The organism is Vogesella urethralis (genome assembly GCF_007644045.2).
Classification (GTDB): domain Bacteria; phylum Pseudomonadota; class Gammaproteobacteria; order Burkholderiales; family Chromobacteriaceae; genus Vogesella; species Vogesella urethralis.
In genome coordinates this window covers 57,804-74,042 of sequence record NZ_VMDW02000075.1, presented here as the reverse complement: position 1 = coordinate 74,042, position 16,239 = coordinate 57,804, and the positions used below count along the sequence as shown (strand labels likewise).

14 protein-coding genes are annotated in these 16,239 nt (G+C 58.3%); 4 read left to right on the top strand and 10 right to left on the bottom strand.

Annotated features, from left to right (window positions below; genetic code table 11):
* Positions 1-113: 113 nt before the first annotated feature.
* The 3 genes from FLQ03_RS07450 to FLQ03_RS07440 form a co-directional block, all read right to left on the bottom strand.
* Entirely contained in the window at positions 114-716 is a 603-nt protein-coding gene (locus tag FLQ03_RS07450) for an Lrp/AsnC family transcriptional regulator (protein ID WP_476756202.1), read from the bottom strand.
* A 264-nt stretch (positions 717-980) separates the two neighbouring features.
* Positions 981-1,676 (bottom strand): TerC family protein, encoded by a 696-nt coding sequence (locus FLQ03_RS07445; RefSeq protein ID WP_144371355.1) that lies wholly within the window; start codon positions 1,674-1,676, stop codon positions 981-983.
* Between the two features lie 69 nt (positions 1,677-1,745).
* Positions 1,746-2,507, bottom strand: a complete 762-nt coding sequence (locus tag FLQ03_RS07440) for a sulfite exporter TauE/SafE family protein (protein ID WP_144371354.1) — start codon at positions 2,505-2,507, stop codon at positions 1,746-1,748.
* Between the two features lie 158 nt (positions 2,508-2,665).
* Between FLQ03_RS07440 and FLQ03_RS07435 the strand changes: the two genes are divergently transcribed.
* Positions 2,666-2,935, top strand: a complete 270-nt coding sequence (locus tag FLQ03_RS07435) for a SemiSWEET transporter (protein ID WP_144371353.1) — start codon at positions 2,666-2,668, stop codon at positions 2,933-2,935.
* A gap of 39 nt (positions 2,936-2,974) precedes the next feature.
* Here FLQ03_RS07435 and FLQ03_RS07430 read toward each other — a convergent pair whose 3' ends face one another.
* Complete coding sequence (locus FLQ03_RS07430) at positions 2,975-3,661, bottom strand: MarC family protein (RefSeq protein WP_240802220.1); 687 nt, start codon at positions 3,659-3,661, stop codon at positions 2,975-2,977.
* 203 nt (positions 3,662-3,864) lie between these two features.
* On the opposite strand from FLQ03_RS07430, the gene FLQ03_RS07425 reads away from it, so the two are divergent.
* Positions 3,865-4,749 carry a sulfite exporter TauE/SafE family protein gene (locus tag FLQ03_RS07425; protein ID WP_206210887.1) on the top strand — a complete coding sequence of 295 codons (885 nt, stop codon included), beginning with the start codon at positions 3,865-3,867 and terminating at the stop codon, positions 4,747-4,749.
* Between the two features lie 100 nt (positions 4,750-4,849).
* Here FLQ03_RS07425 and FLQ03_RS07420 read toward each other — a convergent pair whose 3' ends face one another.
* Positions 4,850-6,112: a nitronate monooxygenase gene (locus tag FLQ03_RS07420; protein ID WP_144371352.1), complete on the bottom strand. Its 1,263-nt coding sequence runs from the start codon at positions 6,110-6,112 to the stop codon at positions 4,850-4,852.
* Between the two features lie 116 nt (positions 6,113-6,228).
* On the bottom strand, positions 6,229-6,729 hold the full coding sequence (locus FLQ03_RS07415; protein WP_144371351.1) for a GNAT family N-acetyltransferase: 501 nt from the start codon (positions 6,727-6,729) through the stop codon (positions 6,229-6,231).
* A 199-nt stretch (positions 6,730-6,928) separates the two neighbouring features.
* On the opposite strand from FLQ03_RS07415, the gene FLQ03_RS07410 reads away from it, so the two are divergent.
* On the top strand, positions 6,929-7,663 hold the full coding sequence (locus FLQ03_RS07410; protein ID WP_144371350.1) for a peptidylprolyl isomerase: 735 nt from the start codon (positions 6,929-6,931) through the stop codon (positions 7,661-7,663).
* Between the two features lie 174 nt (positions 7,664-7,837).
* Entirely contained in the window at positions 7,838-9,142 is a 1,305-nt protein-coding gene (locus FLQ03_RS07405; RefSeq protein ID WP_144371349.1) for a nucleotide sugar dehydrogenase, read from the top strand.
* Between the two features lie 91 nt (positions 9,143-9,233).
* On the opposite strand, the gene FLQ03_RS07400 is transcribed toward FLQ03_RS07405, so the two are convergent.
* The 4 genes from FLQ03_RS07400 to FLQ03_RS07385 are packed head-to-tail and all read right to left on the bottom strand — an operon-like array spanning position 9,234 to position 16,239.
* On the bottom strand, positions 9,234-10,343 hold the full coding sequence (locus FLQ03_RS07400) for an MraY family glycosyltransferase (protein WP_144371348.1): 1,110 nt from the start codon (positions 10,341-10,343) through the stop codon (positions 9,234-9,236).
* A 56-nt stretch (positions 10,344-10,399) separates the two neighbouring features.
* A complete protein-coding gene (locus tag FLQ03_RS07395) occupies positions 10,400-11,536 on the bottom strand; it encodes a GumC family protein (protein ID WP_144371347.1) in 1,137 nt (378 codons plus the stop codon).
* Positions 11,537-11,564: 28 nt separating this feature from the next.
* Entirely contained in the window at positions 11,565-13,412 is a 1,848-nt protein-coding gene (locus FLQ03_RS07390) for an SLBB domain-containing protein (RefSeq protein ID WP_144371346.1), read from the bottom strand.
* Positions 13,413-13,443: 31 nt separating this feature from the next.
* Positions 13,444-16,239, bottom strand: a complete 2,796-nt coding sequence (locus tag FLQ03_RS07385; protein WP_144371345.1) for a YjbH domain-containing protein — start codon at positions 16,237-16,239, stop codon at positions 13,444-13,446.

Below are 16,239 nucleotides of genomic sequence, written 5' to 3'. Positions count from 1 at the left end.
GCGGCGCTTGTCAGGTGGTGGTGTTAACAGACCCTAAGCCACGCCCGCCAACCATGCCACCCATCTTGCGGCCAACCTTGCCACGCGCCAGGTTGGCCGCAGTCACGTCCGGCCTACACCTGCACCGACGGCACCGACTTCATGCAGCGCAGCGTGAAGTGCGAACGGCTGTGGCGGATGCCGGAAATCTTGTACAGCTTCTCGCGCAGAAAGCGCTCGTAACCGGCGGTGCCATCGACGGCCACCTTGATCAGGTAGTCGTATTCGCCGGACACCAAGTGCGCCTCCAGCACCTCGGGCAGCGCTGCCAGCGCTTCGCCAAAGCGCGCCAGCGTGTCTTCCTCGTGCGCGTTCAGCGTCACTTCGATCAGCACGGTATCGCGCAAGCCCATGCGCTTCTGGTCGATCAACGCCACGTAACCCTGGATGTAACCGTCTTTTTCCAGTTGCCGGGTATGGTTCCAACACGCGGTGGGCGACATCCCTACCCGCTCGGCCAGCTCGGCGTTGGACAAGCGCGCGTTGCGTTGCAGCTCGCGCAGGATCTTCCGATCCTGCGCGCTAAGGGCGACAGCCTGGTCTGTCTGATCATTATTCATGAAGATCATTCCGACAATTTTTACTAACAAGGAACAATCTACCGCAATCCGCGCAAAAGTGCTGAACGATAGAAAGCACCTTCGCGCCCTGGCGCGATACAGTATCCGTACTGCCACACAGACAGCGCCGCCATCGCGGCACTGCCCACCGCCGGCCACTCACGCCACGGGCTGTACTGCACGCCAACCGCCCGACCGGGGCCTCAGGCGACAGGTGCACACAAAACTAAGGGCGCCAGAGCACCCGGGACAAAGACCACGCCGGCACGGGCCGGACGCTTGCGGCCAACCTTGCCTGGTTGGCCGCAAGCGTTTGCGCGACCGCCCCATGCAAAAGGCCGCCCCGAAGGGCGGCCCTGGCATTGCACAAGGTGACGATGCTTATTCGGGGCTGACGGCAGCCGCTTTGCGCTTGGCCAGCACGGTACCGGTAATCACGACCAGTGCCGCACCAATGGCGCCGCTGACCTGATGCGACCAGGCCGGCAGCGTACCGATGAAATTGGTCAGCCCCTTGTCGCTGACCAGCATGGAGCCACCGATCCAGCCCAACAGGCCGCCACCCAGGGTGATCACGATCGGGAAGCGGTCCATCAGTTTCATTACCAGCTGGCTGCCCCAGACGATGATCGGGATGCTGATCACGATACCGAACACCACCAGCGGCATATGACCACCGGATGCACCGGCAACGGCAATCACGTTATCGATACTCATCACCGCGTCGGCGACGATGATGGTTTTTACCGCACCCCACAGGTGGGCACTGCCATCCACGTCGTGGCCGTCGTCATCCTCGCCCACCAGCAGCTTCATGCCGATCCACAGCAACAGCAAGCCGCCGACCAGTTTCAGGAACGGGATATCCAGGATCTGCAGCGCAAAGGCAATCAGTACCACGCGCAGGCCGATGGCGCCCACTACGCCCCAGAAAATGCCCTTCTTGCGCAGATCCTCCGGCAAACTGCGGCACGCCAGCGCAATCACCACGGCATTGTCCCCACCCAGCAGGATGTCGATGGCGATGATCTGCAGCACCGAAATCCAGAAGGTGCTTTCACCCATCATTTCCAGCATATTGTTCTCCTCCGATCAAAACTTGTACGAGCAACCGCCATTATGGCGGGCAAAACTTTCATTTAGCTGTCAGGCATGCAGCATGTCCCACGCCAGCTTGCAGATCAACACTGTCACCAGCACCAGGAACAGCAGGCGCACAAAACCTGCCCCCTTGCGCATGGCCAACCACGAACCCACCAACGCCCCTGCCACATTGCACACTGCCATCGGGATGGCATAGGCAAACAGCACGTTGCCGCTGGGGATGAAGAAACACAGCGCGGCGATGTTGGTGGCCAGGTTCACCACCTTGGCCGAGGCCGACGCATGCAAAAAGTCGAAGGCAAAAAAGCGCACGAACAGGAACATCAAAAAGCTGCCAGTGCCCGGCCCGAACAGGCCATCATAAAAGCCGATACCGCCGCCAATGGCCAGACCAACCAGCATTTCGCGCCGACCGATGGCTACCGGCTCGTGCACCGCGCCCAGCTGCTTCTTGCGGAAGGTGTAGATCGCCATCACGATCAGCAGCACCAGCACCAGCGGGCGCATCACGCTGGGCGGGATGTAGCTGACTGCCGCCGCACCGGCAAACGACATCACGAAAGCCGCGCCCGCAGCCGGCAGCACCAGCCGCCACGGTATCTTCACACGTTTGAGGTAGGAGCGCGCCGCAAACACGGTACCCACGGCAGACGACATCTTGTTGGTACCGAACAGCGTCGCCACCGACGCCTGCGGCAGGGCATTGAACAAGGCCGGAATCTGGATCAGGCCGCCACCACCGACAGCGGCGTCGATCAAACCCGCCAGAAACGCAAACACGCACAGAAAAGCCAGCGTAAACATACACACCCCGTTTTTAGCGAGGCAACATTGTAGCGGTATATCCCGCCGCTGTCGGGGGATTGAGGTTTTATCGGCAAAACACTGCGTGCACACCTTGCCCCAAACGCAGAGAGTACAGGCACAATCTGCCTATATCATCACGCCACCCCACAACGATCATGACCACCGACCTGCTCGGCTATATTGCCGCCTTCCTCACCACCACCAGCTTCCTGCCGCAAGTCATCCGCACCCTGCGTACCGGCGACACGCGCAGCATCTCGTTCACCATGTACCTGATGCTGGTGATCGGTGTCGCTGCCTGGCTGGCCTACGGCTGGCTATTGGGCGCCTTGCCCATCATGCTGGCCAATGGCATTACCCTGCTGCTGGCGTCCATCATCCTGGTGATGAAATGGCGCGAGCTACGCCGCGAGCAGCAAGCATGAAAAAAGGGGGCCATGCCCCCTTGCTTGCTACACGTTTTTTTACTTGCCGATGCTCTTGAGCAGCGGCTCCACCAGACCGGAAAAACCTTCCCAGATGATCTGCACCCCCAGGCACAGCAAGATGAAGGCCGTCAGGCGCAGAAACACCACCGAACCGGTACGGCCCAGGTAACGCATCAGCTTGTCGGCATGCGTCAGGCACCACCAGGTCAGCACACTAATGGCCGCCACCGCCGCCACGGCGGCCAACGGTGCTACGGCAAATTTTTCCAGGCCGCGGCCAGCACTACTGAGCGATGCCCCCACCGTAATGGCCACCGAGATCGAGCCCGGCCCCACTGTCAGCGGAAAGGTTAGCGGGTAGAAGGCGCGCTGCTTCAGCACCTCGCGGTTTTCGATCTTCTCGACACCCGGCGACGCTTCGGCCGGCGCATCGTTCAGCATGCGCCAGGCGGCAAACGTGATCAGCAAACCACCCGACAGCTGCACTACCGGCAGCGACACACCAAAGAAACTGAGCACGAAGCCACCGATATACATGCTGCCCAGCAACAGCAGGAAGCAGTAAATGGCGATGCGGCGCGCCAGAAAGGCGCGCTGCGGCTGGGTATTGTGCGCGGTGAGCGAAATGAAAAACGGCACCAGGCCGGGCGGGTTGATGATGGGCAGCAAAGCGGCGGCCACAAACAGGAACTTGCTGACGAACAGCGACATCATCGGGGTCATGGAGGCGGAATACCCAGTGGGATTGGAGAATGCACGGATTCTAGCATCCTGCCCCGGCTTTACCAGCCGCCCGGCACCGATGGCGATTTACGCCGGCGTCCACCGCGCTGCTTATGAATAAAATTGCTAACAAAATCAGAAATCAAGCTTTGGCGCAATAAAGAGGGCCACTAGACTGCGAGCGTCACCCTAGGAGCCCCAACATGCTGCAACGCCTTCGCCGTCACTGGACCCACTACTCCTTACTGGCCGTTTTGCTTTGTGCCGGCCTGCTGCACCTGGCCGGGGCCCTGCACCTGGGCGACGCCGCCGCGAGTGCACTGCAGGCCACCGCCGGCTGGACCAGCGACCCGATGTTCTGGACCTTTATCGCCATCGGCTTTGGCGCCCAGATCATCGACGGCGCCTTGGGCATGGCCTACGGTGTAACCGCCAATACCGCCCTAATGTCGGCCGGGGTACCACCAGCTGCCGCCAGCGCCGGCATCCACCTGGCCGAAATTTTCACTACCGGCGCCTCCGGCCTCGCGCACCTGAAGTTCGGCAATGTGGACCGCAGCCTATTCAAGCGGCTGGTCATTCCTGGCGTTCTGGGCGGCATTGTCGGCGCTGCGGTGTTGGCTTATGTGGACGTGGGCATCATCAAGCCGGTGGTATCGGCCTATCTGCTACTGATGGGCCTCTACATCCTGCTGAAAGCCCGCCAGCAACTGGCCGAGCGCCAACCGCCGAAACGGCTGGGCCCGCTGGCGTTTCTGGGCGGCGCGCTGGATTCCATCGGTGGTGGCGGCTGGGGCCCGGTGGTGACTACCTCGCTGATCGGCCGTGGTGGCGCGCCGCGCCACGTCATTGGTTCGGTCAACGCAGCAGAGTTCTTCCTGTCTGTCGCCGGCGCCGCCTCGTTTGCGGTGTTTATCGGGGTATTCGAGCAGCTGGAGCTAATCGCCGGCCTGGTTATCGGTGGCATGATCGCTGCACCGCTGGCTGCCTGGACCACGCGTTACCTGCCGGCACGTGCGCTGATGACCATCGTCGGCGTACTGATTACCTGCCTGTCGGCATGGAACCTGTACAAGGCACTGGCCTGACCATACGGCATGCAACAGCAAACCCCCCTGCACTGTTAGTGCAGGGGGGGGTTGTTTTGCGGGCGCTACGGCCAAGGTTGGCCGCAACGCGCTACCTCGCTCAGGCAAGGCACACTTCTTCCAGCGCCGGCAAGGCTACGCCTTCGGTAGTGAACTGGTAGTCACGGAACACGTGTTCGGCGGTCAGCAGCTGGTAGCTGCCATCGGCCAGGCGGTGGGTGGTGTCTTTCAGGCGATAGGTATAGTGGCCGCAGGTCCAGCAGTCGAAGTTGCGCATGTGGGTGCACAGGCAGGTTTTGTCCATCACCTTGACACGGCGCTCGCCCGGATGGGCCGCTACTTCACGGTTGTACGCCTCGATATACTGGCAGCTGCCGCTGGCATCCAGCAGGTAGCCGTAGGCTTCGCAGTTGGGGCGAATGCCGTCGCCGATGGCGGGGCACTGCTTGATCATGCGCATCGGGTAACCAGTTGGCGATAGCTGGTTGACTTCGATGTCATCTTCGTCAGCGCGGAAGTACTCCTGCTTGATCTTGTCCGGCAGGCCGCACTCGCGGGTCACGGTAAAGCGGGTAGCCACTTGCACGCCCTTGGCGCCCAGTTCCAGCATGCGCACGGCGTCGGCGCCGGTAAACACGCCACCGGCAGCGATGATCGGAATATCCAGGCCTTCAGCTTGCAGCCAGTCGCGCACTTCCACCAGGATATCTTCCAGGCGGTAGTTTTCCCAATCCATGCCGAAACCCAGGTGGCCACCGGCCAGCGGGCCTTCGATCACCACGTAGTCGGGCAGGCGCTGGGTACGCGCGGTTTTCTTCAGGAACAGTTGCAAGGCCCGTACCGACGACACGATGATGCCCAGCTGCACCTCGCGGAAGCGCGGGTGGTCTTCGATCAGTGCAAACGAACCGAGGTGCAAGCCTGCCGCCAGCGTGATGCCATCGATACCGGCATCCATCGCTGCGCGCATGCGCACGCGCAAGGTGTCCTTGGGCGCGTTCATGGTGAGTTTTTCCATACAGTTGATGAAGATCAGGCCATCACCCTGCTTGGCTTTCATGGTGGCTTCGACGTGCAGGCGGGTAGACTCTGCCACCTCGTCCAGATCGAACTTCACCACCGACTTGTCGGTATTCTCGACGTTGAACTTGTACTGCTTCAGCTTGTTCTTGACGTACTTGGTGTTATAGCGACGATCCGCTACGGTAGGCAGCATGGCGTCGGAAATATGCCCGATACCACCCAGGCGAGCCACTTCCAGCGCCAGTGACGCGGTGGAAATGTCCACCCCCATACCGCCCTGCATGATGGGCACCAGTTCCTTGCCCGCCAGACGCAGACGGAAATCATCCAGACAACGCATTACACATCTCTCCATTTAGATGGCCGGCATTATCGCCCAAGCAGCACGATAAAATCCAACGAAATAGAGCATTTGCTCTCAGCCAGCCAAGCCCGTTTGCGGCCAACCCTGCCGCGTCACGCAAATAATTCGGTATCTCCATCTACGCCAGGCAGGCTCACCATGCCCTGTGACTGCAAACCGATGGCTTGCAGTACCCTGGCCGAAGCGCGATTGGCAGGATCGATGAACCCCACCACCTGCGGCAAGGCCAACACCTCCAGCCCGTAAGCCCGGGCGGCTGCCGCCGCCTCGACCGCATAACCCTGCCCCCTGGCTTGCGGCATGAAGGCGTAGCCGACATCCACATGCGGTACGTCGGGGCGGCGAATCAGGCCGCACATGCCCAGCAACTCACCCGTTTGCCGGTGCGCCACCGCCCACAGGCCGAAGCCGTTGGCGGCATAGCTGGCCAACGGCCCAGCCTGCAGATAAGCCTCGGCATCAGCAATGGAACGCACCCCTTTGTCGGCAATGAAGCGAATGAAGTCGGGATCGTTCAGCAGCTGCAACACAAAGGGGGCATCAGCCAGTGTAAATTCACGCAGACAAAGACGTGGCGTCAGGATGGGTGACATGGCAAGGGCAGCAGAAAACCGTTAACGCTATACAAGCGGCACTGTACCCTACCCGGCTGGCGCCGTCTGCAATGCACACAGCCCACAGCAAAAAAAGCCTGCACCGCTATTGATAGAATCAAAGCCGCCCCAAGATAATGCAGCATTGCACGGCTGACACATACCGACTGTAGCAACCAACTCAATACAGGAAACTTCCATGTCCATTACCGTTAACGGCGTAGAAATCACCGAAGCCATGGTGCAGGCCGAACAAGCCAACCACGAAGACACCGCCAGCCCGCGCGATTCTGCCGTTCAACAACTGGTGCTGCACCAGCTGCTGCTGCAGAAGGCCCGCGAACAAGGCCACGACACCAGCAACGAAGGTCAGGCCATCGGCGCCCTGCTCGACAAGGAACTGAACTTCACCCCCGCTGACGAAGCCGCCTGCCAAGCTTACTACGACGCTAACCCGCAATACTTCAAGCAAGGCGAAAGCGCCGTAGCCAGCCACATTCTGTTCCCGCTGGGCCAGGGTGACGAACTGGCTGCCTCGCTGGCCAAGGCCAAGGCTCAGGGCGTGCTGGAACAAGTGCAAGCCAACCCGGCAGCCTTTGCCAGCCTGGCGGCAGAGCACTCCACCTGCCCGTCCGGCAAACAGGGCGGCGACCTGGGCCAGTTCGGCCGCGGCCAGATGGTGCCGGAGTTCGAACAAGCGGTATTCAGCACTGACGCCGGCCAGATCACCCCGCACCTGGTAGAAACCCAGTTCGGCTACCACATCATCCAGGTCAAAGAGCGCCAGGAAGGCGGCCAACTGGCCTTTGCCGACGTGTTCCCGCGCCTGCAGCAATACCTGAACGAAATGGCCGGCCGCCAAGCCATGCACGAGTACCTGAGTGGCCTGGTACAGGCTGCAGACATCAAGGGCTACAGCATGCCTGGCCTGTAAGCCGCCGCCAGTCCTGCCATCAAGCCCTGCGCGCCCCGGCCGCAGGGCTTTTGCTTTACAACAAGATGTGACAAGGCCACCCCGCGCAGCCAGCATGATTTAGCGTAAAATACTGGCCATCCGTGGCAGCAGCATTGCGTGCCACCTTCATTTTTGCATCCGGAAAGACCATTCGTGAAAACCGCATTCCTGAACCGCATCGCCGACAAATCGGCGGTGATCGGCATTGTCGGCCTGGGCTACGTCGGCCTGCCGCTGATGCTGCGCTTTGCCGAAGTCGGCTACAAGGTACTAGGCTTCGATATCGACCAAAGCAAGGTTGATGCCCTGCACGCCGGCAAGAGCTACATCGAGCACATCAGCGCCGACAGCATTGCCAGCGCCCGCGCCGCCGGCTTCGAAGCCACCACCGACTTCAGCCGTGCACCGGAAGCCGACGCGCTGATCCTGTGCGTCCCGACGCCGCTCAACAAATACCGCGAGCCGGACCTGTCCTTCGTCATCAACACCATCGACAGCCTGGTACCGCACCTGCGCGAAGGCCACCTGGTGTCGCTGGAATCCACTACCTACCCCGGCACCACCGATGAAGAGCTGCTGCCGCGCATCGAATCGCGCGGCCTGAAGGTTGGCGAAAACGCCTTCCTGGTGTTCTCGCCGGAACGCGAAGACCCGGGCAACCCCAACTTCACCACCCGCACCATCCCCAAAGTATGCGGTGGCGTGACTGCAGCTTGCCAGGAAGTGGGCGTCGCGCTGTACAGCGCCGTCATCGATCAAGTGGTACCGGTGTCGAGCACGCGTGCGGCAGAGATGACCAAATTGCTGGAAAACATCCACCGCGCGGTCAACATCGGCCTGGTCAACGAGATGAAAATCGTCGCCGACAAGATGGGCATCGATATTCATGAGGTGATCCGCGCCGCCGCCACCAAACCGTTCGGTTTCGTACCCTACTACCCAGGCCCGGGCCTGGGCGGCCATTGCATCCCGATCGACCCGTTCTACCTGACCTGGAAGGCGCGCGAGTACGGCGTTCACACCCGCTTTATCGAACTGGCAGGCGAAGTCAACTCCGCCATGCCGGACTACGTGGTCAGCAAAGTGGCGGCCGCACTGAACGAGCGCAAGAAAGCCATCAATGGCAGCAAGATCCTGGTACTGGGGATTGCTTACAAAAAGAATGTTGACGACATGCGTGAAAGCCCGTCGGTGTTCCTGATGGAAAAACTGCGCGACCTGGGCGCTGAAGTGAGCTATAGCGACCCGCACGTACCGGTGTTCCCGAAAATGCGCGAGCACCATTTCGATCTGACCAGCGTCGCCCTGAGCGCCGAATCGGTCGCCAGCTACGACTGCGTGCTGCTGGCTACCGACCACGACAAATTCGACTACGCCATGCTGCTACAGCATGCCCAGCTACTGGTAGACAGCCGCGGCAAGTATCAGCAAGGTGCGGCCAACGTCATCAAAGCCTGAACGAGCTGGCGACCGCTACCAACTGTGCACGAACAAAAGCCCCCACCTGAGTGGGGGCTTTTTACATCCAGCGCATACCAACCAAGAACTATCAACGACGATGGTGCGGGTAAATGTGAAACCACTTCGGCGCACGAAAACGGACGATACGCTTGTATAACCACAAGTAAGTGGAGATGAACAGCAGGCTGCACACCTGCAACACCCACTGCTGCTGCCAGAAAATGACCGCCGGAATGACGGTCATCATTGCGATCAACCACAAGTATGGCGAAGTCATGCTATTGCGCTTAAGCAAGTAGGCTTGTGTATCTTCTCCCGCCACCCAGCGCACCACCCGCTTGTAAACCAGCTGGTGGAAGTGCATGCTATCTGGAAGACCAGCTGCTTCTTTTCGTTGCTTGCGGCGCAGAATGGTGAATACCGTCTCGAAAATCGGGTAAATCAGCACCAGCAACGGGAACCAAGGCGACACTACACCATGATGGCGTGCTACCAGCAGTACAGCCAGCTCAGCCAACAAGAAGCCGACAAGATAGGCTCCCGCATCACCTGCGAAAATCAGACCACGCGGGAAATTCCAGAACATAAAGCCCAACAAGGCACCCGCCAGCGAGACCGACACCACGAACAGGAACTGGTCGTTCAACTGATAGGACACATAGGCAAATGCCGCACAAGCCAGCACGCCGACTCCGGCCATCAGGCCATTATAGCCATCGATGATATTGACCGAGTGACACACACCACCAACAGCAAAAACGGTTACCAGCAACTGTAATAGTAAAATCTGACGCAACCAGTCATCCAGTAGCGGCAGGCCCAAACGGTCAAGCAAAGCATGCAGCAACCAGGCAGCCACTGCCGCAGACACAAAAGCAGCCAGCAGGCGCACCAAAGGCGACACTTTTTTGGTCAGGTCTTCGATCAGACCTGCCAGAAAAACCGGCACCCCCGCCAGCAGTAGTAGCCACACTTCCAATCCATCAGTGCCTACCCACTGCCAGACTGCAAAAGCAGCAAGCAAACCCGCCAGAATCGGCACCCCCCCCACACGAGGCGTTGGCGTAGCATGGAATTTCTGCACCCCATCCAGATCATGATCCATGGACAGATGGGCGTGCAGATGCTGAAAGCGAATAATCAGCGCCGCAGTCAAAAGTGAGACGAACAAAGCCGTCAACAGGATATACAAAGACATCTAAAGGTTACTTCCCGGACCTGACACTTGAAAAACCAGAAAACGATGCGACCACATCAGTTCAGAGCGCCGCGACGCCACGTTTTAAATAAAAGGTATGCCGCACCAACCATTGCACCCAGCAGAGCACCGAGCATGGTAATCATGGCTCTCTTGGGACCACTCTTGCGATCCGGCGGCGTGGCCACATCTAGCACCTGAATAAGTGAACTATCACGGGCCTCTTCCATTCTGGCCAATTCGTACTGTTTGGCCATCACTTCAAGCAAGGCCTCCTGATACTTTACCTCACGCAAGGCACGGATATAGGCTAGCCCTTTCTCGGGTAATCTGGCAGCACCAGGCAACAAACCGGCCTCATCGTGGCCAGCTGACGAGAACTGCTGTAGCTGCGCCTTGAGTGCAGTCAACTCTTCTTGGGTACGGATGAAATCCGGGTTCTTGTCGGTGGCAAAGCTGCGCATGGTGGCAAGCTGCACTTCTTTCGCCGCAATACGGGCCTTAAGGTCGGCCGTGGCCTTGATTACACCAGACACTTGGCCTTCAGGCAGAATCAAGCCTGTGTTTTTTTGCAATTGCTCCAATCGGCTCTCAGCCGAAACAAGATCTGCCCGCACATCCTTCAGCTGCCGCTGGAAAAAGAAACGCCGCTTGGCCGCATCTGTCACCGCCAAACTCTGATTGACCCGTTTCATCTCGTCAACATAGGCATTAGCAAGCTTTGCAGCAAATACGGGGTCTTTGTCCTCGACAGCAATCTCGATCAACCCAGACTTTGCGGACTGGATATTGGCAACTTTTTCCAGTGCCATTCGCGCCTCAATGATGGTCTCTACTTCATAACGCGCCTTGAGGTCGAACCGTTTGATCAGACTATCGGACACATTCTGGCTTTTCAGAATGCCGACATACAAGTCGTTAGGATTCTTCAGGGCGCTGCTACCACCAACACCAGCCAGCGCACCCAGAGAGCCCAATGCTGCTGCTAAGCCAGAAGACTGCTGCTGCGGCGGCATCACGCTGCTGCGCGCAGTAAAAACGGGGGGCATCAACAAGGCGATGGCCAGCGCCGCAGCACCGCACACCGCTGTTGATAACAATACTGTGCGCCTACCCCGCCACAGTTCATTGATCAGTTGGCCCAAGTCAATCTCGTCACGCATCATGGAATCCGACGGAGTTTTGTCATTCATGTTTTTATCTTGCATCGGCTTGTATCAATCAGTCCTTCAGCACTTTCAGGCCCGCCGCACCCAGTCCAAACTGGTACAGGATGGTGGTCCATTCTTTCAGGCTCTGAGTGGTGGAAATATCACGTTCAATAGCCTCTGGCACGATCACACTATCACCAGGAAACAGGCGGTAGCTATTGACCGACGTGAACCAGCCCGCACTGGCGCGACTGATCGCCGTACCGTCCGCTCGCAATACGTACAACTCCTTCTCGTCAGCCAACCGAGTCAACCCACCAGCCAGCTGCAGGTAATCGGTTACCCGACGATTCGGTTTGAACATGAAGGCGGTGGCGTTATTGACAGAACCAAAGACATTGATAGTGCCCGGCTGACGTGGCACATAAATGGCGTCTCCATTCTCCAAAGGCAGATCAGGAAGATCTTTCAGCTTCACCTTGTAATCGGAAAACTCGAGAGCCACACGCCCAACCGCCTGTACCTTGCGCATATTCTGCGCACGCTTGCGGTTACGCTCCAGCTCTGCCTGAATCGCTTGCATATTATCCGACACACTGGTCGTAGCAAGCTTGTTCGACGCCGCCGCTTCGGCTTCTTTCTCGAAACGATCTACCGCCTCATTCAATGCCTTCTGTTGCTGCTCACGAATGGAAGAGCGGCTAAGTACCAACCCGAACAAATAGGCATCCTCACCAACACCACCAATCCTGGCCATCAAGTCGCGCAAGGTCTCGCCCCGCTGCAGCTTGTACACCCCAGGGTTCACAACTTCGCCATCCACCTTAACGTAATACTGCGATGCATTAGCCCGCAGTGCCACGGCGTCCGGGCTGCTGATACGGTAAATCCCGCCCTGACGCGGCGAAGTTGCCGCCACTGCACGCAGCAGGTCATCGTAGCCGGCGTGCTTCTTGCCGCTCTGTTCTTGACGGAGCCAGCCTTTATCGACAACTTCAAGCTGCAACTCTACTTGCTCGGCAACCGCTTGCACACCGCCGGTTCTCTTCAACAATGCCGCAAGCGACTCTTTCGGCAGGGCTTCGTAAATGGCTGGCTGTTTGACCAGACCGGTCAAGGCGACCAAATTGCCCATAGCGGGGATATGGATGACATCACCGTCTTGCAACTGGACATCGGACGGCTTGCTACCTTCATTCAGGAAGGCGTACAAGTCAAACGTAGCGATGGTCTTGCCATTGCGCTTTACCTCGACACGACGCACAGAACCCTCAGCAGAAGGGCCGCCAACGGCAAACAGTGCGTTCACCAGTGTACTCATGGCACTGATCTGATAACTGCCGGGCTGGCGGGCAAAGCCCGTGACGTATACCTGAATGGCACGCGTCTGGGAAAGCGAAGCGGTGAGTTCGAAATTGGTAAAGATTTTGCCAATGGACTTTTTCAGGTGGGCTTGCAAGTCCTTGAACTTGACCCCTGCCACGCCAACATTACCGACGCGCGGGATATAAATCGCACCGCTGCGATCTACTTTGCTGACGAGGTCGATATCGACCATGCCCCAACCACGAATCTGGATCTCATCCCCAGGTCCGATTGCGTAGTCGTCTGGTACGTTTTGATTCTGAATGGGGGCAAAGGTAGCAGGCGACTGGCTAAAGAAAGAAGACCCGTAAAGCGGCAGCCTTTCACCCAGTGTATCGGCGACATACTGCGCAAACGCCGGAGCCGGCGTATCGACACGGGCAGTGGAAACCACCTGAGTCACCGTCATGCCATCGCGCTTGCCGCTGGCAATCACAGGGGCGCTAGACATACCCGCAACGCTGGCCTCAGGCGCTGCAGTATCTGCCGCATTAGCCGCGAATGGCAGCACCATCATGCCGGCAACCATCAATTTGATTTTATTTTTACTCATCACCGCTACCAAAGGCTGAATAGTCAGATTGTCAATACTGTTTGTGCAAAGTCAACGCCAGGGACTTTCCATCCGCGCTGGCTGTCGGCATCAGGACCGCATCCCGCTGCCCTTTCCATAACTGATACCCGACTGCATAACCGAGCAAACTACCGGCCACTACATCGGACATCCAGTGCTTGTTACCAGCCACCCGACCGGCATTCGCCAGCCCGCCCGCAACATAAAGCCAAGGCAACTGATACTCCTCAGCATAAGGCGTCAGTACAGCCATGGTGACGGCACTGTGATTCGACGGGAAGCTGGCAGACTGTTTGTTTGCAGTAGCCCATGTTTTACCGCCACTGTCTTCGGGGCGCGCACGGTCAACCAGCTTCTTGGTCGCTATCGATAAACCGGCGGCTAACCCTGCCGATTGTAAACTGATGATGCTGGTATTCACCAGCACTGGATCATCCGCAAGGGTCATGCCCACACCGGCAGCGCCCACCGCGGCCAGCGGCGCCCATTTACCAACCTTATCCCAGGCCTTGACCACCGCATTGCCTTGGCGCTTGCCAAACTGCTGCTGGATGCTCTTGTCTCTCGTTGCGGCCAACCCTACTGCAGCAATACCTACGCTCGATGCAACTGCCGCGCTACCGATGTCCGGCAAGTTGGCCGCAGCACCACCTACCCGGAGCTTGACACCCGAGGCGCTGGGCCACCATACGGGATCTGGTAGTACATCTGGTGAATCCGCTTCGCGACGATCACCAAATTCCCCCAAGCCGTCGCCAAGCGACAACTGGCGCTCCGATTCTTCCAGCATTCTGACCAAGTCGTGTGGCACGCCAACCTGCTGCCCCACATCCCGCGTCCAGGGGGACAGCGAGTAGTGACCAACCGACTGGGTATCGGTCGGCGTCAGGGTATTGAGCGGGATACTCAGAAAAACCCCTTTATCATGGTAAGGACTGGAAGGGGTACCTGGCGAGGTCGTATCCTTGCCATCGGTGATGGTATACCAGGCACCAGCCTCAATACCACTCTTGAAACGACGCTTGAACTCGAAGCGCACGCCACTATCCTTGGCCAGGAAGCGGCCGGCGCGCGCAGTCGCCGTGATGCCTTCTGGCAGTTTGTAATGCAAGGAAGCGAGGCCAGTCACTGTCTTGTAATCGCGCTTGCCGAACCAGCCCTTGAAGTCGCGCTGCTCAACCGCCTCGGTCGACAGTTCACCGATCCAACGCGAGCCTGGCGCAAAATAAACCAATTGCCCGGCAACGCCTCGGTACATTTCCTCAAACAAACCTACTGACAGCTTGGCATAAGTGCGCTCCGCCGGCTGCATGACATAGGTATAGGAAAGCTGATTGAGCTTTGGGGTATTGACGCGCTTGTATTCGGCGATATCGGTCCGCACATGAGGTAGCAAGCTATTGGACGGGTTTTCTACCTTGCTGACATCCTCTACCAGCTTCTGCTTGAACCCAGCGTCAAAGTAATTGCCATTGGCCGGCCGCCAGCTGCCACTGGCCAAGGCGAAAATTTCGTAGCGAAACGCCCCGGACGGGTCATTGAAAAACATGGAAAGCTTAGGTGCGATGCCGAAGCTGTTGAACTGGGCATCCCGGCCCTTTAGCTGGTAGGTATTGCCGTCTTCATTCGACACCACAGCCACATCGATGCCCTGCTCCAGATCTGCCGAAACGGCATCAAAATCATCGGTTGCCATAGTGGGTGCTGCATGGCTCACCAGCGTCACATCCCTCAATTGCTGGCGGCTGGCTTTTCCATTCAGATAGTCATTCAGCACGGCTACATTGAAGAATTCGTAATCAGCGATGGCAATATCTTCACGATTGAGCCGGATTTTGATGACGCGGGTTTCCAAGGGGGCGAAATACATTGCTGTGCGAACAGCACGGCCAACAGCACGCCCCTGGTCTGCAATGCGAGTATTGCTGAGCGCCAGAGTGAAAACGCCATTGTGGTAAGCCACCTTGACGCCACGGTAATCCTGCTTGTGCAAGGCAGCCACCAGTTCCTGGCGGTGCGTTGGACTGTCACGCCAAGCTTGAGCAGTAGGTCGTTCGCGCAAGGCGCTGTACGGGGCCGGCTCAAGAAACTTGGGAATGAATTCTTTTTGCTGGAATGGTGCAGAGAAATTGGTGCTGATGCTGCTGTGGCTCTTGCTTCTTGCCAACGTGGTAGTCAACCAACCAAAGCGGTACGACAGGCCAACTACGGGGCCAGCCTCACGCTGGCCCGCAAATGTTTCGGCGGCGCGAAAGTGGCTTTTGTAATTATTGGCATCGTACTCGGCCAGTAATGACCAAGCACCATCATCGTAGGGCAAACGCCAGTTAATGCCGCCAAAGAGCCCTTGAATCTTGCCGGAACCGTAGCCCAGCGTGGCGTCCACCGGCCCCAAACGTTTGGAGGCCGCAATGTACTGTCCATCGAACAACTGTGTACCCAACAAATCCGTCTTGCCGAATGATACCTCGGGCAAGTACTGACCTTCCTGCAGCAGGCGCAGCTTGAGGTCGATGACTTTGTCTTTGTAACTACCATAAGACGCCGCCAGCTTGGCATTGTCAAAGCCCGGGGTGCCACGAATGGCGACAAAGCGACCATTCATCTGCAAGAACGGTAATACCGTCAGATTAGTCCACAGCGTACTGTAAGGCCGATCAAAAGTATAACCCAAGGCAAAGGTACCATCCTCTTCCACCCTGCCATCGGGCATATTGAGTATGCCGGCCTGCCCCGTCATCGACGAGGCGGCAAATGCGGGTTGCAACACACAAAACACGGCGAACGCGATGGGACTGAGGCGCAT